Origin of the sequence: Desulfallas sp. Bu1-1, assembly GCF_015594625.1 — a bacterium.
Lineage (GTDB): Bacteria > Bacillota > Desulfotomaculia > Desulfotomaculales > Desulfallaceae > JADNRQ01.
Genome location: NZ_JADNRQ010000002.1, coordinates 199,608 through 224,010 on the forward strand (window position 1 = coordinate 199,608; position 24,403 = coordinate 224,010).

The 24,403-nt window shown below is 54.0% G+C and carries 28 protein-coding genes; 1 reads left to right on the forward strand and 27 read right to left on the reverse strand.

What is annotated here, in order from left to right; translation table 11 throughout:
• Positions 1-18: 18 nt before the first annotated feature.
• The 8 genes from IT084_RS03560 to IT084_RS03595 form a co-directional block, all read right to left on the reverse strand.
• The gene (locus IT084_RS03560) at positions 19-1,098 is read right to left on the reverse strand and encodes an acyl-CoA dehydratase activase-related protein (protein ID WP_195711179.1); all 1,080 of its coding nucleotides are present in this window, start codon (positions 1,096-1,098) and stop codon (positions 19-21) included.
• 138 nt (positions 1,099-1,236) lie between these two features.
• Complete coding sequence (locus IT084_RS03565; RefSeq protein WP_195711180.1) at positions 1,237-2,757, reverse strand: spore germination protein; 1,521 nt, start codon at positions 2,755-2,757, stop codon at positions 1,237-1,239.
• A complete protein-coding gene (locus tag IT084_RS03570) occupies positions 2,738-3,322 on the reverse strand; it encodes a stage V sporulation protein AE (RefSeq protein ID WP_195711181.1) in 585 nt (194 codons plus the stop codon). Before IT084_RS03570 ends, IT084_RS03565 begins: the two co-directional genes overlap by 20 nt.
• Positions 3,323-3,419: 97 nt before the next feature.
• Positions 3,420-3,614, reverse strand: a complete 195-nt coding sequence (locus tag IT084_RS03575) for a dodecin family protein (RefSeq protein WP_195711182.1) — start codon at positions 3,612-3,614, stop codon at positions 3,420-3,422.
• A 96-nt stretch (positions 3,615-3,710) separates the two neighbouring features.
• Positions 3,711-4,487 carry an RNA polymerase sporulation sigma factor SigF gene (sigF, locus tag IT084_RS03580; protein WP_195711185.1) on the reverse strand — a complete coding sequence of 259 codons (777 nt, stop codon included), beginning with the start codon at positions 4,485-4,487 and terminating at the stop codon, positions 3,711-3,713.
• A 12-nt stretch (positions 4,488-4,499) separates the two neighbouring features.
• Positions 4,500-4,940 (reverse strand): anti-sigma F factor, encoded by a 441-nt coding sequence (spoIIAB, locus tag IT084_RS03585; RefSeq protein WP_195711187.1) that lies wholly within the window; start codon positions 4,938-4,940, stop codon positions 4,500-4,502.
• 104 nt (positions 4,941-5,044) lie between these two features.
• Entirely contained in the window at positions 5,045-5,383 is a 339-nt protein-coding gene (locus IT084_RS03590; protein ID WP_195711189.1) for an anti-sigma factor antagonist, read from the reverse strand.
• 208 nt (positions 5,384-5,591) lie between these two features.
• Positions 5,592-6,761, reverse strand: a complete 1,170-nt coding sequence (locus tag IT084_RS03595) for a D-alanyl-D-alanine carboxypeptidase family protein (RefSeq protein ID WP_195711191.1) — start codon at positions 6,759-6,761, stop codon at positions 5,592-5,594.
• Between the two features lie 275 nt (positions 6,762-7,036).
• On the opposite strand from IT084_RS03595, the gene IT084_RS03600 reads away from it, so the two are divergent.
• Positions 7,037-8,476, forward strand: coding sequence for a 4-hydroxyphenylacetate 3-hydroxylase N-terminal domain-containing protein (locus IT084_RS03600; RefSeq protein ID WP_195711193.1), 1,440 nt, complete (start codon positions 7,037-7,039; stop codon positions 8,474-8,476).
• A gap of 5 nt (positions 8,477-8,481) precedes the next feature.
• On the opposite strand, the gene IT084_RS03605 is transcribed toward IT084_RS03600, so the two are convergent.
• The 19 genes from IT084_RS03605 to spo0A form a co-directional block, all read right to left on the reverse strand.
• Positions 8,482-9,786 (reverse strand): pyrimidine-nucleoside phosphorylase, encoded by a 1,305-nt coding sequence (locus IT084_RS03605; RefSeq protein WP_195711195.1) that lies wholly within the window; start codon positions 9,784-9,786, stop codon positions 8,482-8,484.
• Positions 9,787-9,798: 12 nt separating this feature from the next.
• Complete coding sequence (locus tag IT084_RS03610) at positions 9,799-10,968, reverse strand: phosphopentomutase (protein ID WP_195711415.1); 1,170 nt, start codon at positions 10,966-10,968, stop codon at positions 9,799-9,801.
• 14 nt (positions 10,969-10,982) lie between these two features.
• Positions 10,983-11,885: a site-specific tyrosine recombinase XerD gene (gene xerD / locus IT084_RS03615; protein ID WP_195711197.1), complete on the reverse strand. Its 903-nt coding sequence runs from the start codon at positions 11,883-11,885 to the stop codon at positions 10,983-10,985.
• 129 nt (positions 11,886-12,014) lie between these two features.
• Entirely contained in the window at positions 12,015-12,206 is a 192-nt protein-coding gene (locus IT084_RS03620; protein ID WP_195711199.1) for a hypothetical protein, read from the reverse strand.
• Between the two features lie 24 nt (positions 12,207-12,230).
• Positions 12,231-12,863, reverse strand: coding sequence for a stage II sporulation protein M (spoIIM, locus tag IT084_RS03625; protein WP_195711201.1), 633 nt, complete (start codon positions 12,861-12,863; stop codon positions 12,231-12,233).
• A 76-nt stretch (positions 12,864-12,939) separates the two neighbouring features.
• Positions 12,940-13,608: a hypothetical protein gene (locus IT084_RS03630; RefSeq protein ID WP_195711203.1), complete on the reverse strand. Its 669-nt coding sequence runs from the start codon at positions 13,606-13,608 to the stop codon at positions 12,940-12,942.
• A gap of 56 nt (positions 13,609-13,664) precedes the next feature.
• A complete protein-coding gene (locus IT084_RS03635) occupies positions 13,665-14,774 on the reverse strand; it encodes a DUF3866 family protein (protein ID WP_195711205.1) in 1,110 nt (369 codons plus the stop codon).
• A 3-nt stretch (positions 14,775-14,777) separates the two neighbouring features.
• Complete coding sequence (locus tag IT084_RS03640) at positions 14,778-15,902, reverse strand: M20/M25/M40 family metallo-hydrolase (RefSeq protein ID WP_195711207.1); 1,125 nt, start codon at positions 15,900-15,902, stop codon at positions 14,778-14,780.
• Positions 15,903-16,065: 163 nt separating this feature from the next.
• A complete protein-coding gene (locus IT084_RS03645) occupies positions 16,066-16,617 on the reverse strand; it encodes a 2-oxoacid:acceptor oxidoreductase family protein (RefSeq protein ID WP_195711210.1) in 552 nt (183 codons plus the stop codon).
• The gene (locus tag IT084_RS03650) at positions 16,617-17,366 is read right to left on the reverse strand and encodes a thiamine pyrophosphate-dependent enzyme (protein WP_195711212.1); all 750 of its coding nucleotides are present in this window, start codon (positions 17,364-17,366) and stop codon (positions 16,617-16,619) included. The genes IT084_RS03645 and IT084_RS03650 overlap by 1 nt, the downstream gene beginning before the upstream one ends.
• Positions 17,363-18,430, reverse strand: coding sequence for a 3-methyl-2-oxobutanoate dehydrogenase subunit VorB (locus IT084_RS03655; RefSeq protein WP_195711214.1), 1,068 nt, complete (start codon positions 18,428-18,430; stop codon positions 17,363-17,365). The genes IT084_RS03650 and IT084_RS03655 overlap by 4 nt, the downstream gene beginning before the upstream one ends.
• Positions 18,423-18,650: a 4Fe-4S binding protein gene (locus IT084_RS03660; RefSeq protein ID WP_195711216.1), complete on the reverse strand. Its 228-nt coding sequence runs from the start codon at positions 18,648-18,650 to the stop codon at positions 18,423-18,425. Before IT084_RS03660 ends, IT084_RS03655 begins: the two co-directional genes overlap by 8 nt.
• 13 nt (positions 18,651-18,663) lie before the next feature.
• The gene (locus IT084_RS03665; RefSeq protein WP_195711218.1) at positions 18,664-18,885 is read right to left on the reverse strand and encodes a hypothetical protein; all 222 of its coding nucleotides are present in this window, start codon (positions 18,883-18,885) and stop codon (positions 18,664-18,666) included.
• Positions 18,886-19,079: 194 nt separating this feature from the next.
• Complete coding sequence (locus IT084_RS03670; RefSeq protein ID WP_195711220.1) at positions 19,080-19,772, reverse strand: hypothetical protein; 693 nt, start codon at positions 19,770-19,772, stop codon at positions 19,080-19,082.
• Between the two features lie 50 nt (positions 19,773-19,822).
• On the reverse strand, positions 19,823-20,668 hold the full coding sequence (locus tag IT084_RS03675; protein WP_195711221.1) for a hypothetical protein: 846 nt from the start codon (positions 20,666-20,668) through the stop codon (positions 19,823-19,825).
• A 7-nt stretch (positions 20,669-20,675) separates the two neighbouring features.
• A complete protein-coding gene (locus IT084_RS03680; protein ID WP_195711222.1) occupies positions 20,676-21,368 on the reverse strand; it encodes a glycosyltransferase family 2 protein in 693 nt (230 codons plus the stop codon).
• On the reverse strand, positions 21,369-22,250 hold the full coding sequence (locus tag IT084_RS03685; protein WP_195711223.1) for a copper transporter: 882 nt from the start codon (positions 22,248-22,250) through the stop codon (positions 21,369-21,371).
• A 10-nt stretch (positions 22,251-22,260) separates the two neighbouring features.
• Positions 22,261-23,391: a putative cytokinetic ring protein SteA gene (gene steA / locus IT084_RS03690; protein ID WP_313885411.1), complete on the reverse strand. Its 1,131-nt coding sequence runs from the start codon at positions 23,389-23,391 to the stop codon at positions 22,261-22,263.
• A 193-nt stretch (positions 23,392-23,584) separates the two neighbouring features.
• The gene (spo0A, locus tag IT084_RS03695; RefSeq protein ID WP_195711224.1) at positions 23,585-24,352 is read right to left on the reverse strand and encodes a sporulation transcription factor Spo0A; all 768 of its coding nucleotides are present in this window, start codon (positions 24,350-24,352) and stop codon (positions 23,585-23,587) included.
• Between the last annotated feature and the right edge of the window lie 51 nt (positions 24,353-24,403).

Sequence of the window (24,403 nt, forward strand, 5' to 3'; positions counted from 1 at the left end):
GGTTATTATTTGTACCCATTATTTAGCTGCAAAAACCCCGGTACTTGTATCTGGCGCTCCGGTGGTTTCTTCCGCTTTCTTCGCAATTATCTTCGTAGTGGTTGCTGCCGCCGCGTCCGCCAGGTTGCGGCGCCAGCGCACCATGTCCAAAAACGCCTCCAGCCGCGTTACCATCCCCGCTTCCCCGGTATGCTCGTCCAGGGTAAGGATCAGTAACGGTTTGCGCGACCATTTCCGGGCGTACCTTTCAATTAACTCACCCGTCATGGAATCGGGACCGCAGCCGAATGAAGCGACGTGAATGACCCCGTGCACGTCCGGCCGCTCAAAATAGTGATAGGCGGCCCCGATCATGCGCTGGTTGAGAGTCCAGAACAGCTTTTTGGGCAGCCTTTGCGCCTCGCGACGCGCCATTTGTTCCGGCAACTGCTCGGCGGTCAACACATTGGCCCCGTTTTCCTTGAGCCGTTTGATCAGGTTCATGCTGATGAACCGGTCGTAAAGATTATACGGGTGGCCGATAACGGCAACATTGACATCCCCGGCCCGCGCTTCCCCGGTCCTGTTTTGGTGCGCGGGGGTTGTTTCGGGTGCCGTTTCACCGGCCAACGCGCCCGACTCCATGGCCAGGCAATGCCTTCTCAGCGCTTCCAGCGAAGCATGGTATGCCCTGCGAATTTTAACCGGGTTACGGGTGAACATTTTACCCACCGCATAAAAAAAATCATACTGGCTGCTGTTCTTCCGGTACAGGTCGAGATTGCAGTCGATCAGCGGCCCAATCCCGTCGATGGTGTTGCGCACCATGTCAGGGAACCCCAAAAATTTGGGACAAATATATTCCCGCCTGGCCATGCTGACCAGGCGAGGTAAAAAGATGTAGTCCACCCTGTCCCGCAAATCCAGCACATGTCCCACTGCCAGCTTTACGGGAAGGCAGGCTTCATCAACCGTCGACCGTAGTCCCTTTTCCAGCAGTCCCCGCGTGGTCTCGCGGGATACGACGACCTGCACCCCGAGGTGATTAAAAAAAGCAGCCCACTGGGGGAAGTAATAATAATAAAGCAATGCCCTGGGGATACCCACTTTTAAGGACATTTTTCAACCTCCGTCGATAGACGTTTACCACATTAATCTATTATGAACCAAAAAGTGCAATGGTATACTTTTGGCCACCGTTCACCGGCGGCCGGTGAAAAAAAATGCGGCCGCGGGCCGCGTTTAATGCTTGCGTTCTTACTCATTCTCTTTTTTACCGGGCTTGCGTGCCGGTACGGGCACTCCCTGGCGGTCCAAATCCCGGGGTTTAATGATGCTGGGCCTGAGATTGGTCGTAGGCACCGGCCGGCGCACCAGTATACTCCACAGCGCCCCGGCATTGAACGGAATTAAAGGCCAGAAATAAGGCACCCCGAACGACCGGGTAAAAATCAGCAGCGCCAGCGTGAGGGCAAGCCCCACCAGCAATCCCGGCAAGCGGAACAACCCCACCATGAACAGCAGGAACAGGCGGATCAGGCGATTGGCCAGGCTCAGTTCATAACTGGGGGTAAGGTAATTTCCCACCACCGCTGCGGCGGTATACATAACCACTTCGGCATTTAATAAACCTACCGACACCGCCATATCACCGATAAGCAATGCGGCAATAATGCCTACGGCGGTGGCCAGCGCCGTGGGCGTATGGATGGTGGCCATCCGGACCATATCCACCGCCAGCTCGGCAATCAAAAACTGAATAAAGATTGGAATTTTACCCATTTTCGCGGGGCCGATAAACTTGAGGGCCGGCGGCAAAAGTTCCGGCTGAAGAGCCGCCAGCAGCCAAACGGGCAACAAAAACACAGAAATAAGCACTCCTAAAAACCTGACCCAGCGCAGGTACACCCCTATGACGGGGCTCTGCCGGTATTCTTCAGCGTGCTGCAGGTGATGGAAATAGGTTGCCGGTGTGATAATCACGCTGGGCGAAGTGTCAACCAGTACCAGTACGTGGCCCTCCAGCAGGTGAATGGAGGCTACGTCGGGTCTTTCGGTGTAACGCACCCGCGGCAACGGGTTCCAGTAGTTACCGGGTGTAATCAATTCCTCCACCGCTTTTTCGGCCATGGGCAAACCATCGATATTGATGCTGGAAACCTTTTCCCGGATGCTGTCTACCAGGTCCTTGTTGGCGATGTCCTCAATATAGCAGATCACGATGTCCGTTTTGGATCGATTACCGGCCTGGATATACTCCATGCGCAGTTTGGGGTCGCGGATGCGACGCCTGATCAAGGCAGTATTGAAGACCAGGGTTTCGGTGAAACCGTCCCGGGAACCCCGCACCACTTTTTCCAGGTCCGGCTCTTCCGGACTCCGCGCGGGGTAGGTGCGCACATCAAGCATGATTGCCTGCTCAAAGCCGTCTATCAGCAATGCCAGCGGACCCGAAAGCATCTGTTCAATCAAATCTTCAAGGTATTCGACGGATTGAACTTCGACGTAATTTATATGCTTGTCAAATAGTTTTTTAAAGGCGTCTACCGACAGGTCTTCACGATCCAGCAAGGTCAGGTTGTCCAATATCTCAACCATCAAGCCGGCATTGGCAAAGGCATCAACAAAAAGCATCAGCGTCTTTTTGCCGCCGATGGTCATTTCCCGCCTGACAATATCAAAGTTTTTGTCGAAAGCGAGCTTTTCGTCCAGTAAATCTTTGTTAATATCCAGGCTTTTATTCAGCTTTGTTTTATTTTCAATTGCAGCGGGACTCACGGTATCCACTCCTTCTGATAATTTCCCGCAATGCCCTGGTGGTCAGGGGAGCACCGGTGGTATAATCGTCGGCGCCGTTCATTTTACCCACGTCCCCGATGCCGATCACCACCGGCAAATTTAACCGGTCCAGCACTTCAACGGTATCCCCGTTCAGGGTTTGTCCACGGGTACCGTAAGCGCGCCCCAGTTTATCAACCGGCCCCTCAACCAGCTTGCCCCGGCAATCTATAGAAAAATCCACGTGCGCGCCCTCGGTGGCCCCGGTATTGGAGGCCACCGCCAGGGCGCCGAGAATGCGGATATCCGGATGCCGGGCCAGGTACGCCAGTATCGATTCGCCCTTTCCCTGGCCGTGGAAGCCGCGGTCATCCAGCATTACCACCACGGGGTCATGGGCGGCCTGCTTGATTAATTGCAACAGCTGTTCACCGTTTAATTTCGTAGGGTTGCCCGCAGAGGCGGAAATACACCTGGCTCCGATGTTGCGCGCAGCTGTTTCCACGGTCTTTTGAGCCACCTGGTCCCCGTCGGTAACGATAATGACGTTGACCGGCCCGTTCACACCCTATACCCCTTGTTTGGTCCCATACCTTACCCCTTCCCCGAAAATTCATTTACCGATTAGAAGAATAAAGACACCGTTGAGGTGTCTTTATTGTTTAGCTTGTATGGGCTATTTTTACGTTGGCCTTGTATTCCACTACTCTTCCGTTCTCGACGTTGGCGGTAAAGTTTACAACTTCCACGCCCACAATATTGTTCACCGTTTTGGAAGCCTCGCTGACGGCGGACTGCACGGCGCTGCGCCAACCGTCCGGAGACTCTCCCACCATTTCCATGACCTTAATATGCATGTTCCACATCCTCCTTTATTTGCTTGATATACTATAACGTTTGTTATTATTCGCCCTGTTTCGATTTTTATACGGCAGCATGGAGATGGTTTGAATTTAGTTGGCGTTTTCCATCATATCGTGCAATTTTTTCAACGCCTGGCGTTCCAGGCGGGATACCTGAACCTGGGAAAGGCCCAGCTTGTCGGCAATTTCCCCCTGGGTTTTATCCCCAAAAAAGCGCCAGAGTAAAATAAGCCTGTCCCGGTCCGGTAGCTGCTTGAGCACTTCCTTGACCGCAATGCTGTCCAGCCAGGGCGCTTCCCCCCCGTCCCCTTCGCTCAACTGGTCCAGCAAGTAAATAGGGTCACCGTCATCCTGGTGCAGCGTCTCGTAAATGGAGGTGGGGGACTGGGCCGCTTCCAGCGCCGTCACCACTTCTTCGCGGGAAATGCCCAGCTCGGACGCTATTTCGGCGACGGTGGGCTCGCGCCCCAGTTTGGCCGTCAATATTTCCCGGGTTTGTTGTACTTTATAGGCGGTTTCCTTAATGGAACGACTGACTTTAACCGGGTTGTCATCCCGCAAAAAACGCCTGATTTCCCCCACAATCATGGGTACGGCGTAGGTGGAAAAGCGAACATTGTAATTTAAATCGAATTTATCAATTGCTTTTATCAAACCGATACAGCCGATCTGGAATAGATCCTCCAGCTCGTAACCCCTGTTTTGAAACCGCTTGACCAGGTTAAACACCAGTTTGAGGTTGCAGTTGATCAGCCTTTCCCTAGCCCGGGCGTCGCCTGCCTGGGCACTGGCAATCAATTCTTTCATCTCACCGTCCTTCAGCAGGGGAAAGCGGGGCAGGTTCATTTCGATTAATCTACTGCTCATCCATCACTCCCCCTACTGTTCGGGTACCGCCGCGCGGCGGGGAACCCCCGCCCTTCTGATCATTTTGACCCGTGTGCCCTTTTGCGGTGTGGATTCCACACTTAATTTATCCATAAAAGACTGCATGAAAGCAAAGCCCAGGCCCATTCTTTCGGGATCGGTTGAATAAGCCGGTTCCATGGCCCTGGCAACGTCTTCCATACCCCGCCCCCGGTCGATCACTTCAATTTCCATGTAATCCCCGGAGATGGTTAATTCAAGCCGGACCATGTGGTTGGGATCGTTCCCGTATCCATGCACAATGGCATTGGATACCGCCTCGGAAACCGCCACCTTGATTTCTTCCAAATCGGATAGCGTGAAATCAAGCTGAGAAACAAACGCCGCCACCGCTACCCGGGCAAAAGCCACGTTTTCCGCTCGGCTGGAGAATTCTATCACTGCCCTGTTCATTTCTTTTTTGCCTCCTTATTTCTCTAAAAGTAAAAACCGCTTAAAAAACATAAAAACCTTACAACCTTATTTTATAATGTGGCCGCCAGCAGCACGGGAATGGGTCATGATATCTTTTCCAGGATTTCCGCGGCTGAAAAATATTCTTCCATTATGTTCAACAACCCCGATAATTCAAGCACTTTTTTAACCTGTGGCTTGGCCCCGGCCAGGTACACCTTGCCGCCCTTGCCGGCCACCTTTTTATACCGGCCCAGGATTACCCCGAGGCCGGAGCTGTCCACGAAATCGACCTGGCCAAGGTCAAAGATTAAAATGTTTACGCCATAATTTACCAGCGCCCGGTCCACATCCTCACGTAAAGAATCGGTTACACTGATGTCTATCTCACCGGTGACCGCAACCACTAAGCAATTTTTTTCTTTCTTGATCGTGTAATTCATTTTATAGTATCACCCCGGTCATGGTATATGTTTAAAATCAACACTTTCCGTCTTCTGTTAGATTCTACCATAATTTTGAATTTAATTGCAAACTTATTGAACAGCAAAACAACAAACAATTTGACCGACAAGGCATTATTAATCTAAAAATACAAAAGAAAAGGACGCACCAGCGCCCCCTCAACCGAGTTTTTTATCTTCAAAATCTTTATTCCACCGCAAAAACCTTGTTCATCACCTTGTACATTTGCCGGAAAACCGAGGCCCTGCTCACCGTATTTTGGGCCACCAGCGGCACCCGCTGAACTTCCCTGTCCTCTTCCAGCACCACAAACTCACCAACTTTTTGTCCCTTATTCACCGGGGCCGTTATTTCCTCCGGCAAAACAACATTGCCCCGGTATTTTTCCTTTTGACCTTTGGGAACCGCGACGGAGATATCGGCGCCCGCCACAACGCCCACTTTGTCCAGGGTACCTTTGCCGACTTTAACGTTTTTTATCTTTTCGCCTTTTTGGGCGAAGTTAACCGCTTCATAGCGAGCAAAGCCGTAATTGAATATTTTAATTGTTTCCCTGAAATGGCTTCTCGGCTCGGGCGTGCCCAGCACTACCGAAATCAAGCGGAGACCGTCCCGTTTGGCAGTGGAGGCAAGGCAATATTTTGCTTCGTTGGTCCAGCCGGTTTTCCCGGCGTCAACCCCGCGGTACCACTTGAGCAATTTGTTGGTATTCCACAGCACAAAATCACCGCCGCGGATATCATACCGGTAAATGGAAGAAGTCTTAACAAATTCGGGATATTTTAACGCCTCGCGTAAGATTATGGCCATATCCAGCGCGGAAGTATAGTGGTTCTCCGCCGGCAGACCGGTGGGATTGGCGAACCTGGTATGCTTGCATCCCAGTTCCCGGGCCCGCTTGTTCATCATGTCCACGAACGCCTCCACCGAACCGGCAATGTGTTCGGCCACGGCCACGCTGGCGTCGTTGGCCGACCCCACGGCTACGGAAATCAACATATCTTTCATGCTCATTTCTTCGCCGGGCTCGAGATAAATTTGTGAACCGCCCATTTTCCAGGCGTTTTCCGACGCGGTGACCCGGTCATCGTAACTGATTTTTCCCTGGTCCAGAGCTTCAAAAGCCAGCAGTAAGGTCATAATCTTGGTTACGCTGGCCATGGGCAGTTCCTTGTCCGGTTCCTTGGACCAGAGCACCTTGCCGCTGGAGGCTTCCATCAATACCGCCGACTCCGCGGTCGTTTCCAGGGCCGGTGCGGGCGCGCTTTTTTCCGTTGCCGCTAGTGCCGCCCCGGCAATTACAAAGCAAAATACCACCACCGAGACAACCAGTACGGAAATGTATTTGCCTTTCATACACTACCCCCCTGTTTTTATCGACTCAAAATATTATGTGAAACTTGAAAAAAGTTATACGGACGGCAATGTAAAGGCATGTAGACATGTAATTTTGCATATGTACGTAACAATGGTTAAATCTCTGGTCGGATCCGGTAAAAAATGTTTACCCTTAAGCCGGCCTGTAATAGTAAATGGGCCAGTTGCTAGATCGCAATTCAGAATTTTCTGTTATGGCATATTTTTTGCATGTTAAACTGGTTAATAATTAATTTTTTGAGGAGGTCGGTACCATGTTAATGAGCGGAGAACAATACATAGAGAGCATGAAAAAATATGACCCGCGCATATTCCTGGGCGGCAAACAGGTTAAGTTGCTGGAAAACCCCACCACGATGACGGTGGTGAAAGCCAATGCCACGGTTTACGATTTGGCTTTAAAGCCGGAGTACGAGGCGGTCATGACAGTCCAATCACCCTTTACCGGTGAAAAGGTCAGCCGCAACCTGCACATAGCCATGAGCAACGCCGATCTGGAAAAGAGAGCGGAAATGGCCCTGCTCACCAGCCAGGTGCTGGGCACATGCAACTACCGGTGCGTGGGAGCCGATATTTTAAACGCGCTGGCGGGCATCACCTGGGAAATGGACCGCGATCTTGGCACGGGGTACCACAAACGCTTTATTGAACATCTTAAATACCTGCAACAAAACGACCTGGCCTGCAGCGGCGCGGTAACCGACCCCAAGGGTGACCGGAGCAAGCGGCCCGCGCAGCAGGAGGACCCCGACGTTTACGTTCACGTCAAGGAAAAAAGGGCGGACGGCATTGTGGTACGGGGAGCCAAAGTTTCCCAAAGCGGGGCCATCGGGGCACATGAAACCATCGTTATTCCGACCATGGGCATGAAGGCCGGTGAAGAGGACTTCGCCGTGGCCTTTGCCGTGCCGAACGGCGCCGAGGGAATCACGTATATCTGCCAGTACACGCCGTTTACCGCCGAACGGGAATTGAACGACCCGCGGTATCTCGGCAACCCGCAGTACGGCCAGCGGGAGACCTGCATCATGGTTTTTGATGACGTGTTTGTCCCGTGGGAGCGCGTGTTCATGTGCGGCGAAACCAGGTACTGCGGCAAATTGATCGCCCGCTTCGCCAAGACCCACAGAATGAATTGCGGCGGCGCGTGTAAAGTCGGGTTTGCCGATATTATCATCGGGGCGACGCAGTTAATGGCTGAATACTCCGGCGTGCAAAAAGCACCCCATATTGTGGACAAAATTACCGACATGATCCGGATCAGCGAAACCGCCAGGGCCTGCAGCATCGCCGCCGCCCTTAAAGGCAGGGAGGAGCCGGAAGGTTCCGGGTTCTACCAGCCCGATGACGTGTTCGGCAACGCGGCCAAATTGACGGTGGCCGAAGGTTTTTGGGACATCATGAAGTGGGCCGGTGACATCGGCGGCGGTATGGCGGTGACCATGCCCTCCGAAAAGGAACTGGAAAATCCTGAAACCGGCGATTACGTGCGCAAGTTCATGAAAGCCTCCGCCCCGGCGGAGCTGCGGCTCAGGATGGCCAAGGTGATTCAAAACTGGTGCGCCGGCCTGCACGGCGCCGGGACCTGGCATGGGGCTGGCTCGCCGATGGCCCAAAAGATGGCCCTGTATAATTTGGCCAACCTGGAAGAAAAGAAAGCCCTGGCCAAAAAGATTGCCGGGCTTCCCGAGTAAAATTTTCAACTTATCGTTTCCAGAATCAGCGGTGTCTGTGCCGGGGAGTTTTCGCTCAGGGTGTAGGCCGCCGCCACCATGCCCGCCGCTCCTTCCAGGGCATGCTCGCGGTTGGTGTGCAGCACGGCCAGGGGTTCGCCCCTATTGACGAAATCCCCCGGCTTCTTGTTTATTTCAACCCCGGCGGTGTGGTCAATGGGATCCTCCTTGGCCGCCCTGCCGGCGCCCAGTACCATGGCGGCCCGGCCTACCCGCAGGGTGTCGATGGCATGGACGTATCCGTCCGCGGGCGCCGCTACCTCGCGCCGGTACTTCGCCATTGGCAAGGCCCCGGGGTTGTCCACCACCGTGACATCACCGCCCTGCGCTTCCACCAGCGCCTTGAATTTTTGCAGCGCCCCGCCGCCGGCCAGCAAATCCTCAAGTATTCGCCGCGCGGAATCAAATTCCCGGCTTTTGCCCCCGAGGATCAGCATGTGTGCACCAAGGGTCAGGCATAACTCCCGCAAATCCGGCGGCCCGCCACCTCGCAGCGTTTCAATTGCTTCGCGCACCTCCATGGCGTTGCCCACGGCGCGGCCCAGAGGCCGGCTCATGTCGGTCACCACCGCAACCATGCGCCGGTTGACTTGTTTACCTATTTCCACCATAGCCCGGGCCAGCTCCGCCGCCTCCTCCCCGGTGCGCATGAAGGCGCCGCTGCCGCACTTGACGTCAAGCAGGATCGCATCCGCCCCGGATGCTATTTTTTTGGACACAACGCTGGATGCTATCAGCGGAATGCTGTCCACCGTGGCGGTAACGTCCCGCAGGGCGTACAGTTTTTTATCGGCCGGGGCGATCCTGCCGGTCTGGGCCGTCAGCGCAATGTTTATTTGCCTGACCTGTTCGATAAAGGCGCCGGGGTCAAGGTTGACCTTAAAACCCGGTATTGATTCCAGTTTATCTATCGTCCCCCCGGTATGACCGAGCGCCCGGCCGCTCATTTTGGCCACGGGCACCCCTGCGGCGGCCACCAGCGGGGCCAGCACCAGGGTAGTCTTGTCACCCACGCCGCCGGTGCTGTGTTTATCCACTTTGACACCGGGAATCCGTCCCAGGTTGATTTTTTCCCCGGAGTCAACGATGGCTATGGTCAGGTCCGCGGTTTCCCGGCCGTTCATACCCCGGAAGTAAATGGCCATAAGCAGCGCCGCGGCCTGATAGTCCGGAATTTCCCCCGTCGTATAACCGGCGACGAAATAATTGATTTCCTCCGTTGTAAGCTCGCCGCCGTTTCTTTTCTTTAAAATCAGGTCATACATCTGCATCAAACCGCCCCCTTACGGCGTTATTTCCCGGTCAAACGGAACCCCCACGCCAAAACTCAAACCAAAGATACGGGCCACCGTGGCCGCCACGTCGCTGAAGCTTGAACGGGTGCCCAGGTTGACACCTTTCTTTAATTGATGTCCAAAAACCAGCAGCGGTACAAATTCCCGGGAATGGTCCGTGCTGGTTGTGGTGGGGTCGCAGCCGTGGTCCGCCGTGATCAGCAACACGTCCGCCGGGTGCAATGCTTCGATTAAATCCGGCACGCGGCTGTCAAATTCCTCCAGCGCGCCGGCGTATCCCCGGGGGTCGTTGCGGTGACCGAATTTCTGGTCAAAATCCACCAGGTTGGTAAAAATCAACCCGTTAAAATCCTCCCGCATCAGCTCCAGGGTTTTGTTCACGCCGTCAATGTTGCCGGTAGTGTGCACCGACCGGGTAATTCCCTCGCCGGCAAAAATATCGTTGATCTTGCCCACCGCCACCACTTCCAGGCCGTTATCCTTCAACAAGTTCAGCACGGAAGGGGCCGGCGGTTTCAGGGAATAATCATGCCGGTTGGCGGTGCGCTGGAAAGAGCCGGGGGAGCCCACAAAAGGCCGGGCAATGACCCTGCCCACCGCGTGCCTCCCCGTTAGTAACTCCCTGGCCACCCGGCACATGCGATACAGCTCGTCCAGGGGAATTACCTCTTCATGGGCGGCAATTTGAAAGACGCTGTCGGCGGAAGTATACACGATGGGTTTTCCCGTCCGCATGTGCAGTTCGCCAAGCTCTTCAATGATGGCCGTGCCCGACGCCGCCTTGTTGCCCAGGATGTCCCGGCCGATACGATCCTTGAACGGTTCGATTATTTCGGGAGGAAAGCCGTCCGGGTAAACCGGAAAGGGGCGGTCCAAAATGATGCCCGCTATTTCCCAGTGCCCGGTGGTGGTGTCCTTGCCCGGAGAACGCTCGGCCATTTTCCCGTAACATGCCGCGGGCTCGTCCACGGGCGGCACGCCGGCTATGCCGGTCAAAAGCCCCAGGCCCAGTTTCCCCAGATGGGGCATCTTAAGACCGCCCACCGCCCGGGAACAATTGCCCAGCGTGTTGCTTCCGGCATCCCCGTATTGTTCCGCGTCCGGCAGCGCTCCGATCCCGGCGCTGTCAAGTACAATCAGTACAACTTTCAATGATATTCCCCCTCACTGAGTTACCAAATATTTTTGACGGCCCTGGGGTGAGATTTATTATAAGTTTCCCGCAGCCTGGTGTCGGTAAGGTGGGTGTAAATCTGCGTGGTGGCAATATCAGCATGACCAAGCATTTCCTGGACGGAACGCAGGTCGGCGCCGTTTTCCAGCAAGTGGGTGGCAAAAGAATGGCGCAGTGTGTGCGGTGTAATTTCCCTTGTAATGCCTGCTTTAAGGGCATATTTTTTTATAATTTTCCAGAATCCCTGCCTGGTCAATCTCTTGCCCCGCATATTCAGGAAAAGGGCATTTTCCGCTCGGTTTGCGGTTATTTTGGCCCTTCCCCGCCGCAGGTATTCGGCCAAGTAATATTTAGCCACCGAACCCACGGGAATAATGCGTTCCTTGGATCCCTTGCCCATGCAGCGAACGTAGCCCTGTTCGCAGTCCACGTGTTCCAAATCAAGTGAAATAAGCTCGGAAACCCGCATTCCGGTGGCGTACATCAACTCCAGCATGGCCCTGTCCCGGAGTCCCGAGGGATTTCCGGCACGTGGCTGTTCCAGTAAATTTTCCACTTCTTCGCGGTCGAGCACGCCGGGCAATTTCTTTTTCACGCCCGGCGACTCCAGGTTGGCCGTGGGGTCCCTTGGAATTACTCCCTCCTCTACGAGAAACCGGCAAAAGGCTTTGAGCGCAGCCATATGCCGGGAGACCGTGGCCGGAGAGCGCCCGCTTTTCTTCAATTCCAGCAAGTAGTTTAAGATGACGGACCGGTCAATTCCGGCAACGCCTGCGATTTTACGCCCGGTGCAGAAACCCTGGAATTGCTTTAAATCAAATTGATACGACACAACTGTGTTTGCGGCCAAGCCTCTTTCCACGGCCAGGTAGTTTAAGAAGTTTTTAATTTGCTTTTCCATATTTTACTGCCCCCCGCTTTATAACACTTGATTCCACGCGAATTTTAATATTCCTTTTAACCGGGATTAATTAAAAAGAGCCGGTGTAATTCGGCCCTTCATATGTGCATATCGTGGCGGGTTTCATATTCACTTTGACTGATCAACCCGGATCGCATCCGGAGGCGCTTTCGTTTTGTCAAACAAGTTGCCGGAAATACCGCTGGATTTTAAAATTCCATAAAGCTGAACGGCAAGGATCAGTAATATGCACATGATTAAAATCAGGCGCATTAAAAGCAAAACTTTATCTTTCACCCGGGAGATCACAACAAAAAACATTGACGCGCCCCCTTTCGTCGCTCATTACCAGCCGGCCGTTAATGACGCGACAAATCGGGTCAATTCCGGCGTCACGTACGCTTCCATCAGGGCCGCCAGAGCGAAGGCAGCCAGTACGCCGGCCATAATCAACGTGTAAGCGGCAAACGCCGGCCAGACCCTGGTCTGCGAGTTGAAAAATCTTTTAATCAATAATAATGAGAACGATAGTGAAGCAGTGCCTCCGATAATCATGGCGGGAATAAAAAATAAATTTTGCGGCAGCATGGAAACCAGGATAACCAGCAAGCCCTGCAGTTCACGGTCCATGGTCAGAAAGCCCACGGTAAATCCAAGAATGAAGCCCCGGATAAAAATAAAGGCCAGCATTAAAGGCAGGCAGATGACGGTTAAGCCCAGGATATACATAATTGCAGCTGTGAGCAGGTTGTCGTACAGCGCCCCCCTGACCATTTGGGTCCGGTCAACGTTTAATTCCGCAGCCTGGGCCAGAAATGACTGCAGGTAACGGTGCAGTTCCGTGGTCTGATCTTCCCGCAGCGTATTCACTCCGAGCGAGCCAAGCAGTATGCCCAGGCTGAAGATGATGATCACGATCAAGTATAACGGCCAGCTTTGCCGGAGGGAGGCGGTCCATAACCGGTGCACATACCCCATATCACCTTTCCCCTTGCCATAACCTGTCCATATTTTATCTTATGTATATGTGCCCCGGTGCACCGGATATAACCCTTTATGATAAATATTCTTCCATAATTAAGCGGGTAATGTATTCCGCCGCCAGGATATCCTCCAGGGAATTGCCGCTGGCGGCCACTACGGTAATGCCGGTCCGCAGGGACCCGGCCCGTTCCACCGCCCGCGCCGCCGCCGCCCGGGCCGGCGCCGGGCCTTTTTTGCGCATGGTCCTGGCCACGGTCCCCGTGAGCACCGCCGGGGCGCCGGCTTTGACGGCGGCGTCGAAGGCCACGCCTCCGGTGGCGGTTGCGGCTATCACCACGTTGCCCTGCATATCGAACAGTTTCGGCGTTTCAGCGCCGATGTTGGGCAGCACAGCTTCAATTTTCGCCCCGGCTTTGGCCAGCCCGGCGGAAACCGCAGTTATCCTGCTTAGTCTTTGCGCGTCGGTACCCACCCTGGGTTCGGCCACCAGCACCACCCCGGCGCCTTTTTCCACGGCGAGTTTACCCGCCGCAAACCCTATTTCCGCCGGGTCGATTTCCACCGGCGGCGAGGCGTGGTCGGGAGCCGCCCCGTACACCGCGATGGCGCCGGCGTCCAGGGCGGCCTCCAGCGTGGTGGACATATCGATTACATCCACAATCACCACCACATCCCCCTGCCGGGCGGCGGCCGCAGCCCCGCTGGCGTTGACGGTCAGTTTAACGGTTGGTATTAGCATGGCATCACCTTCGGTATATTGAACTGCTTTACAGCATATTTGGCCACATCCCTGCATTAACTTCCGGCGTTCGCAATCCCGCGACCGGCGACCAGTTTTCCGGCGTAAATTCCAGCAGCGCCGGCCGCCAGGAAAAAGGCCGGGTCGTCCGCCGGGGAACGTCCCATTGAGGTGACCCTGATCCCCCGACGGTCCAGTTCGTCCAGGGCCGGCCGGCCTTCTTCCCGAACGATGGTATGCTTTTCCGCCAGCCCGGCCCGGCCGATTTGGCTTGTCACCAAGTCTTCCTGCCCGGCGTCTGTTAATACCGGTAAAACCATCGTGCAGGGCGTCAACGCGATCTTACCCAGCGCGGTGACCGTGTGGTGGCTCAGCCCCCTGTGTCTTTCCCGCAGGTCGGCAAAACTGATCCTGGGGATGGACACCGGCCGGCCGTTCAGAATATTTACGGCGTTGACGATTTCACCCTGTTCCACGCCGGTGAAACCGTATTTCGATGCGGTGCCCACAATGCCCGGGCCCATGGCCGCCACCACCACGTCGGCCCGCGCCGCTTCCACCGCGGTCAACAGCGCCGTGTAAATGTTGATGGTTTCGTAATCCCCCCCAAAGGCGTGCCCGCAGGTGATCGTAGCGTCAACCAGTCCTTTTTCCCTCAATTCGTACGCCATGTTGCTGAGCCATAACGGCAGGGCCGCGCCGTCGGTCATAACGTAAACCACCCTGGCCCGGCCGCCCGTCGCAACCTTGATGCCCGCGGCCGCGGGCGCCAGCATGCTGTGCAGGGTACCCACAACCACGGGCGTTCCCCCCAGCGTTTCCGTGTTTTTAATCCCTTCGGCATGCGGGCTGTCCGGTTCCTCGGCCGCCAGCACCTTGACCTGGCACGGGCTGTAACGCAACTTCATAATATGCCCCGCCCCGGACATATCCTTATCCGGCCTGGAGACATTGGCCATAACAAAATGCGCGCCGCCCGTGCCCAGATTTTTTGCGACGGCGGTGGTGTTCAGAATGACTTCGTCGCCGGCGGACACGGGACCGGTCATTAAGTCGTAATTGTAGGCTTTTTGCTTGCCTTCACCCGGTATGCTCACGATTATTTCCGTAATGTTCGGCCGCCTGGCTTTAATTTCGGCCACCCGGCCCCGCCTGACCCTGATCAATGTTTAAAACTCCCCTTCCGCCGCCGCCTTGATGATCGCCAGCACGTAACCGGCGGTGCCCACCAGGTCATCCACGGTGATGTATTCTTCCGTGGTATGTACCTTTTTCATGCCGATGCCCAGGTTAACCGCCTGGATGCCGTTTTCGTTGAAAATGTGGGTGTCACTGCCGCCGCCGGTGCTTTTGATTTCCGGGTGCAATCCCAGATCCCGCGCCGCTTTTTGGGCGAGCCTGACTACGCCGGCTTCCCCGGGCACGTTCATGGCCGGGTAAATGGTTTCCACTTCAATTTGCACCCTGGCACCCGCCTCGCGGGCTGCCTTTTCCAATTCCTCGCATATGGCCCGGGTCTGCGCCCGGCGCTTCTCTTCGTTCAAGCTCCTGGTCTCGCCCTCCAGCGCCACCCTGTCCGGAACAATGTTGATCGCCCGGCCGCCGGAAATCACCCCGATATTGGCGGTGGTTTCTTCATCAATCCGTCCGAGCCGCATGGCCGCAATCGCCCGCGCGGCCACCTGAATGGCGTTGACGCCCTCTTCTGGTTTAATCCCGGCGTGAGCGGCAACCCCCAACACGGTGGCAACAATTTTATCCTGGGATGGCCCGCGGTTCACAATACTGCCCACAGGTCCATCACTGTCCAGAACAAACCCCATGCGGGCCTTCAAAGCGGAAAAATCCAGGAACTTGACGCCTGACAGCCCCGTTTCCTCACAGATGGTAAATACCAGTTCCAGGTCGCCGTGGGGCAGGTTATTTTCCTTGATTGCCCGTACCGCTTCCAGGATGGCGGCAATGCCCGCCTTGTCGTCCGCCCCGAGGATTGTCTCCCCGGCCGAGCGAATTACGCCGTTTTCTTCCACCGGCTCAATTCCACATCCGGGCGCAACCGTATCCATGTGGGCGCAGAAAAGCACCGCGGGCGTATTTACGTTGCCGGGCAGCCTGGCGATCAGATTACCCGTTTCGGTCCCCGTTTTTTGCGCGGCGCCGTCGATGCGCACTTCCAGTCCCAGTTCCTCCAGCTTTTGCTTCAACAGCCCGGCCATCCGCCCTTCCCGGCCGCTTTCGCTGCCCACCCTTACCATGTTCATGAAACCGGCCACCAGCCGTTCCCTGTTAACCAAAGAAACACCACCTTTGTAATGTGCTACTAATATAATAACCGCCAGAGGCCCGGCTGTAAAATACCGGGCATGGCGGTTCGGTCGTCCGTGGTCGGTCTTTGGATAATTGAATTTCAAAAACTTTTTCATTCGCTTGCCGGTACCGTGTAAATACACCAAATGTTTAACTTGCTTTGAATTCTCTCGCCAGTTGACGGCCTTTTTCCAGTGCTTCCTGGTTGATGGGAATTAAATTGTGCCGTTTCGGCGGTAAAACCTCTTTCAGAGCTTCCAGAACGGATTCCGTGGATACTACACCGGTTAATTCCAGTAAAACCCCCAGAATAATATTGTTGGCCACCTTGCCGTTTCCGAGGGACTCGGCAATATCGTTGGCGGGCACGTAAACGGTTTTTACATCGCTGCGCTTGGTTTTAATATGGATCAAAGAGCTGTTGACCAGGATCAGCCCGCTCGGCACCACGGCAGGTTCGAATTTTTCCAGCGAAGGCCTGTTCATGGCGATCAGAACGGTAGGCTCGCTGACTACCGGAGAACTGATGGGCCGGTCGGAAATGGTCACACCACAGTTGGCGGTACCGCCCCGCATTTCCGGGCCATAGGAGGGAATCCAGGCCACGTGCTTATTCTCCTTCATTCCGGCGTAAGCTAGAAGCTGTCCCGTGGAAAGCACGCCCTGCCCTCCAAAACCAGCGATTAGGATACCCTCGAACATTATTTACCCACCTCCGCCGGAGTTTTGTATTCGCCCAGTGGATAGTACGGAATCATATTTTGCTCCAGCCATTTGAGCGCCTCCAGCGGAGACAGCCCCCAGTTGGTGGGGCAGGAACTGAGCACTTCCACAAGGGTAAACCCGTCACCCCGCATTTGGATGTCAAAAGCTTTCCGAATGGCCTTTTTAGCCGCGACGATATTTTTCGGGTTGTGCACGGAGACCCGGGCGAGATAAGCGCTGCCGTCCAGCGGGGCCAGCATTTCACAGACCTTTACGGGCATGCCGTTGATCCCGGCGTCCCGGCCCGCCGGGGTGGTGGTGGTTTTTTGGCCCAGCAGCGTGGTGGGCGCCATCTGCCCGCCCGTCATGGCGTAAACGGCATTGTTGATAAAAATGACCGTGATTTTTTCGCCCCGGGCAGCAGCGTGCACCAGCTCACCTGTACCAATGGCCGCCGCGTCCCCGTCCCCCTGGTAAGTAAACACCAGCCGGTCGGGGAGAACCCGCTTGATCCCTGTTGCCACCGCCGGAGCCCGGCCGTGGGCCGCCTGGTACATATCAAAATCCATATAGTTGTAGATAAATACGGAACAGCCAACCGGAGCCACGCCCAGTGCCCGCTCGTACATATCCATTTCATCTATGACTTCGGCCACCAGCCTGTGCACAATGCCGTGGGTGCAGCCGGGACAGTAATGAAAGGGGATATCTTTCAGCGATTCCGGCCTGGTAAAAACTTTTTTCATTGTTCCGCACCCCCGTTGTACAGTTTCTTGACCTCGTTGAAAATGTCCCTGGCCACAGGCATCATTCCGCCGGCCCGGCCGTAAAAATGTACCGGCCTCGCGCCTTCAACCGCCAGGCGCACGTCCTCGATCATCTGGCCCATGTTCATCTCCACCACCAGGAACCGGTCCACTTTTTCCCTGATTCTTTTAATCACACCGGTGGGATATGGCCAGACCGTGATGGGCCGGAGCAGGCCCACCGCCATGCCCTCGTCCCGGGCGCGGTCGACTACAGCCTTGCAGACCCTGGCACTGGTACCGAAAGCGACGATTACCAGCCTGGCGTCATCCAGGTGGTATTCTTCCCAGCGCTGTTCTTCCCTGCTGATAACGGCGTATTTTTTCGCCAGCTTGAGGTTATGCTGCTCGCACTCCTCGGGTACGATATACAGCGAATTGATCAGCCGTTTCGGCCCGCCCTTCTTGCGTCCCGTAGCAGCCCACGGTTTTTCCGGCGGCTGCACAAATTTCTCTTCCCCCAGTTCCACCGGTTCCATCATCTGGCCCAGGACACCGTCGGCCAGCAGCATTACCGGGTTGCGATACTTGTCGGCCAGGTCGAAAGCATCTTGCATCAGGTCGATAATTTCCTGGACCGAAGCCGGGGCCAGGCAAATCACCCGGTAGTCCCCGTGGCCGCCGCCTTTGACGGCCTGGAAATAATCCGACTGGGCAGGCGCTATATTACCCAGGCCCGGGCCGCCCCTGATCATATTGACAATCACGCAGGGCAGTTCCGCGCCGGCGATATACGAAATTCCCTCCTGCATCAGGCTGATGCCCGGGCCGGAGGATGACGTCATCACCCGGGCCCCTGCACCCGCGGCGCCAAACACCATATTGGCCGCCGCCGTTTCACTTTCCGATTGCAGGTAAAGCCCGCCCACCTCGGGCATGCGCTTGGCCAGGTAGTGCGGCAGCTCACTCTGGGGTGTGATGGGATAGCCGAAAAAATAGCGGCAACCCGCCCGTACGGCCCCCTCGCCTATGGCTTCGTTACCTTTCATCAATACTTTAGCCAACTTTCTTTTCCTCCCTTGCCACTTCGATTACCAAATCAGGACACATCAGGGCACACAGGGCACATCCCGTGCATTTATCCTGATTCTCCACGACTGCAGGGTGAAAACCCATTACGTTGATGTGATCCGCCATTTTAATAATCTGCTTGGGACATACCGCGGTGCATAATTTACATCCCTTGCAGCGATCTTCGCGGAAAGTTACAAGCGCTTTTCCCAAAAAAATACCTCCTTTAACTGTAGTTAGGTATATAACTTATAAAAACAGACTTGTCCAAAATATAACCGATATTATTATTAATGTCTTTTAGACAAAGACGCTTAAAAACACAAAAAAATAAAATTAATTTTGCTGCAAAAACCAGTACTTGTATTGGCGCTCCGGCGGCATCAATCGTTCGTTTCGCAATTTTACCTTTGTGGCTGGAGCAGCTTTTAGTCAACGCTTGCAGCAAACTGCCAGCCTACTTCTTCACGCCCTTAGGAGTCATGGCTCCGGGGCTATGACGGTATCGTTGGGGACATACCTCCGACCCCAAAGCTTTGCCCTAAAGAGGAGGTGTGTCCCCTAACCGCTATTCCGCATCCAGTGCTCCACTCACTCCAGAAATCCGCCGGATCGCCACCGCTGTGGCGTTTCGCATTTAAATCAAAATTGGATATCCTTCAGCCACGGCGGAAGCATGTGCCGCTTGATGGGAAACAACGTTACGCCGGGCAACCGCCGGCCCACCTCCCGGGCCAGGTTTTCCTCCACCGCCGCAAAGGCAACGGGCAATCCCAGTTGCCGCGCCGTTTCCTCGATGACGGTGTGGCCCGCCACCACGGTGTCGGCATCGGTGTCCCGGCCGAGGTTCGGGTTGCTTACCAGCGCGGTAACTTGCAGGCGGGACGCCTTCTCCACGGACCTGAGTATTTTAATGATACCCTCCGCCGTGCGGGTAAAGGGGCGGCAGGTGTTGACCACAAAATACATATTAAACGATCCTTCGGGTAAATACGGCTTAAACCTGCCCAAAGCGGTGGCGCCGGTATCATCACCGCCCACGTCAAAAACGCCGTGGACCCGCTCATCCTCCAGCACTCCCAGGGTAGCCGGGGGGAGGGCCGGTACGTCGGCGCCCGCCAGTTCGCCCGGCGGGCATACAACCTGCAACCCCCTCTGTTCCAGGTATTCCCGCATCACCCTGGTCCGAAAATAGGGGTTGACAATATCAAGGTCCACAATGCCAACCCGCGGAAAGCTGTTTTTTAACCACAGGGCGTAATTGATGGCCAGCTCCGTTTTACCGCTGCCCAAATTTCCCGTGAATAAAGTAATTTTTTTTACATCGCGCAGCATAAACTACCACCCGGCAAAGCAAATCGATAAAAAGTTCGACAAAAGTTCCCTTATTCCTTCCCTCGCCCCAGCATGTCCAGGTAATTGAGGAGGGTGTTCCCGGCGATAATACGGGTTAAGGAATATCTTTCAGTGATAATATGAATCAAAATTAGCGCTCCCAGAAAAATAAACCGGGAGTACCCCTGCAGGGACGCGGCGGCGGTAATGCCGGCAACCATGCCCAGAGTATTGGAGCCCGCATCTCCCATCATGGCCCGGGCTTTAAGGTCTACGGGCAAAAAAGCCACCAGCCCGCCAAGCACCATGGTGGCCATAACGCCTTCCGGCCGGCCCCAAACCGCCGGCAGCAGGATCAGATACAGCAAAATATACATCTTGCCGGCCCGCCCCGGGCGCAGGTCGAACAAATTGATCAGGTTTGCCGACAGGGCGATGATCAGCGAGCTGTCAATTATTTTAACATAATTGCCGGGGTAAAGCTGCGCACCTGCAACCAGGGCGAGAATACCGCCCCCTATGGCTTTAACGGCCCCGGTGGTCACGCGCCCATTGAATAAAGCTTTGAAATGACCCAGCAGGCCGGAAGCATCCCGGGCGCCCCAGAAATCATCAACCAAGCCCAGGCAGGTAGCTCCCGCCACGGCGAATAAAAAAACCAGGGCCTGGTTGCGCATGTACTCCGGCCAAAATAAAAACAGGGGCATTGTAACCGTTACCGTGGTGATAAAAAAAACAACCCCCGCAGCAAGAGGAATGTTTTCCCCCTTAAAATTGGGGCGCACAAAACCGCCAGAGATAATCATGTCCAATATTTTATTCCTGATTAACAAAGTCACAATAAAAGCTAAAGCAAAAACAACGGGCGGGTAAACGATTTCAGGTTGCCAGTTCAACAGTGTTTCACCTCAAAATGGGCTTCTTGACCAGCACCGTTCCGGCCAATACCAGGGCAATATGCCAGAACTGCCTTCCCCGGTGCATAAAACCCTTCAGGTCGCGCCCCGTTTCGGCATGAGTCATCTGCACCGGCACTTCCATCACGCGAAAACCGGCCCGGGCAGCACGGATAGTTAAACCGACCTCTACTCCGTAACCGGAAGCAAAGGGAAAAACGCTGTCCAGCACCTGCCGGGTCATGGCCCGTTGCCCGGACAGGGGGCTTTTCATTTCCAGGCCGGTATACAGCTTGATCCCAAACCGGGCCAGTCCCTTGACCAACCCGAAACCACCCTTGCGACGGGGGGGAGGAAACTGGGCCACAGTCATATCGGCTTCGCCGGCCATCACAGGGGCCAGCAGCAAACGGGCATCCGCCGCCGAAGCGCCCAGATCGCCATCAAGGAGCAAGTAAACATCCGCCGTTACCGCGGTGACGCCTTTGTTCAGCGCAGCGCCCTTGCCCATATTTCCGGGCAAAGTGATTACCCTGGCCCCGGCGCCGGCAGCCAGTGCAGCCGTGCGATCTGTGGACGCGTCATCCACCACAACAATTTCCGTTATTTCCGGTATCCCGGCCAGCGCGGCAACGGTGTCGCCGATGTATTCCTGCTCGTTGAAGGCCGGTATAATCGCCGCTACGGTCCTGGCACGCATTTAATCAACCCCCTGTTTTTTTAAATCCGGCAGCAATTTCTGCGCGGTGGACTTGATGCCGTAATTGCCGGGCTTACCGCTCAAGGCCATTACCATGGCCAGCCGGCCCGGCGCCGTGTCAATATTGTCTACAGTGCTGATATGTTTACGCTGGTATTCCTTCATGGACGAATAGGAAACATCGGTTTCCTCCACCCCGATGACGGGAATGTTTAATTCCGTAAAATAATCGATAAAAGCAAGATCGATTTGGATATTGCGTTTATTTTCCTCGTAGCTGCCACCCACGACAATTACACCATCCACAGGTATCCCGTAATCGCCGCTCTTTTTTAGCAATTCCTTTTCCATCAACAGCCGGATGAGCTCCTCGTTTTCTCCCGTGATAATACCAATGGCGATTTCTGTACCCAGCTGGTTCAATAATTCATCGTTGCTCAGGTCGTTCCGGTTCAAGTTTTGTTTTAATTCATTCAACGTTTTTTGCTCATTATAAAAAGTGTTGAGAGAGGTTACAGAGCTGATGCTGCCTCCGGCGTCGGTGATTACCTTGGCCAGTTCGGGCGGATAGCCGAAACTATTTAATTCAACGATGGCAAAACGTTTATCCTTAAGCCTGTCACCAACCAGGAGCGGCATAATTTGTTCTTCAAACTGTTTATTGACATTGTTATTCATTTCCAGGGTGTTGGCCCTGGCTTCGATTGCCTCGTTGGCCTCCCGTAAAGCCTGAAGCTGGCTTTCCAACCTGTCCGTAACCTGTTTCTGGTATTCAACAACGGTGTTGTTGCCAAGCAGGGTGCTGCCGATCAGGATGCCGATGCCCAGGGCCAGAAAAACGGCAACCAGGGAAGCAATATGATACTTATAATCGATAATCATTATTAATCACCTAGATTCCCACCAGTAATCGAAATTGAATAAACAATAGCCGTAATAGTTCCCTGGTAGAGGGGGCGATAATCATTACGGCAGCAACGGGTAAAAGAGCCGCGATGAAAATCGGCGCAAGATGTTTGAACTTCAACCTGCTCTTGTAAAGTTTGCTGACTCCTTTGGCATCCACCAGAATGGACCCGACCTTTGCCCTGACCAGAAAGGTGCTGGACATGCCCTTGCGTCCTTTTTCCAAAAAGTCGATCATGTTGGAATGAGTGCCCACCGCCACAATCAACTCGGCCCCTTTTTCATAGGCCAGAAGCATTGCTATATCCTCACTGGTACCGGGAGCGGCGTAAATTACGGCTTCGAGTCCCAGTTCCTTGACGCGGGTCATGCCGGGAGCCCTGCCGTCCGTATAGGCGTGCACCACCAATTCGGCCCCGCAAAGCAACATTTCATCGCTCACGCTGTCCATATCCCCAACAATCACGTCGGGCCGCAGCCCGAACTCGGCCAGCGCGTCCGCCCCGCCGTCGACTCCGATCAGAACCGGCTTCACTTCATCAATATACGACTTGATCGCCTTTAAATCTTCCTTGTAATTTTTACCTCGCACTACAATAAGGGCATGCTTGCCCTTAAAATTTGTTTTCACTGCAGGCACTGCATATTCGCCACAAATCAAACCAATTTCATTTTTGGCATAATCCATTGTATTTTGAACAAAATGAGACAGCACAGTTTCCAAGTTGGACCTGGCAGCCTCCATTTTTCTTTTAATTGTACCGGCATTTAATTCCTCTCCCTCTGCCAGTACCCGGCCTCTGCTGATAACCCGCCCTTCACGGATTTCGATTTCGTCCCCTTCCACCAGCAGCTCAAATAAATTACTGCCGGGGCAGTCCAAAAGCTTGATCCCGGACTCAACCAGGGTCAGGGGCCCGTGATTGGGGTAATCTTTACTCATCGAAGGTGAAACGTTGATTACCGCCTTAACCCGTGCCTCCACCAGGGCATTCGCAGCCACCTCGTCCAGGTCCCCGTGGTCGATCACGGCAATATCGCCGGGTTGCAGCCTTTTAACCAGTTTTTTTGTTTTTTTATCTAAACGGACAGTGCCCTTAATCGTGTTTTTTATCACAGTTTCACCACCTTTAACTAATACATTTTACAGTTTTTGCTTGTAAGCGTCAAGATTATGTGCACCGGCTAAAAATAAGTGTAAACAACATTAATTTAAAAAAGGTAACAATATGAACAAAGAACAAACAAAATAAATAAAAAATACCCACCGTCACAGTGGGTACATTTAAAAAATTCTTCGATATAGAGACTTAACTGACCTTGGATTCAATCCGGAGCTTGTCCGCCACCATGGCAATAAATTCAGAATTGGTCGGCTTTCCGCGTTCCAGGTTAATGGTATAGCCAAAAAATTTGGTCATCATCTCGATATTACCCCTGTCCCAGGCCAGTTCAATAGCGTGGCGAATGGCTCTTTCCACCCTGCTGGGGGTGGTTTGATACTTCTGCGCAATCATCGGGTAAAGTTCTTTAGTTACAGCGCCCAGCAAGTTGACATCTTCGATAACTTTTAAGATGGCATCCCGCAGGTAATGATAACCTTTAATATGAGCCGGCACTCCCATTTCATGAATGATGTTCGTTACCGCAACGTCCAGGTTTTTGGGTTTGGCCACCGAAATATACTGGGAAACTTTCAAGCCGCCAGCAAGCTGCCTGATCCTGGTGGCCAGCACGGAAAAGTCAAAAGGCTTTAATATATAGTAATCCGCACCCAGCTCCACGGCCCTTTGAGTGATGTTCTCCTGGCCGAACGCCGTCAACATGATTACTTTCGGTTTATCCCGGTAATTCATATCGCTCAATTTTTCCAACACGCCTATACCGTCCAGGTGCGGCATTATTACATCAAGAACCAATACATCGGGTGATTTTTCTTTGATCAATTCTATGGCTTCCAGTCCGTTCAGGGCAATACCAACAAGTTCAAAATCGTCTTGTTGTTGCAGAAATTCTTTTAATAATTCACAAAAATCTTTATTATCATCTGCAACAAGTATTTTTATAGCCTTTCTCATGAAAATTCCCGCCTCCTAATATATATCTAATATAACTATTTATATTTTTTT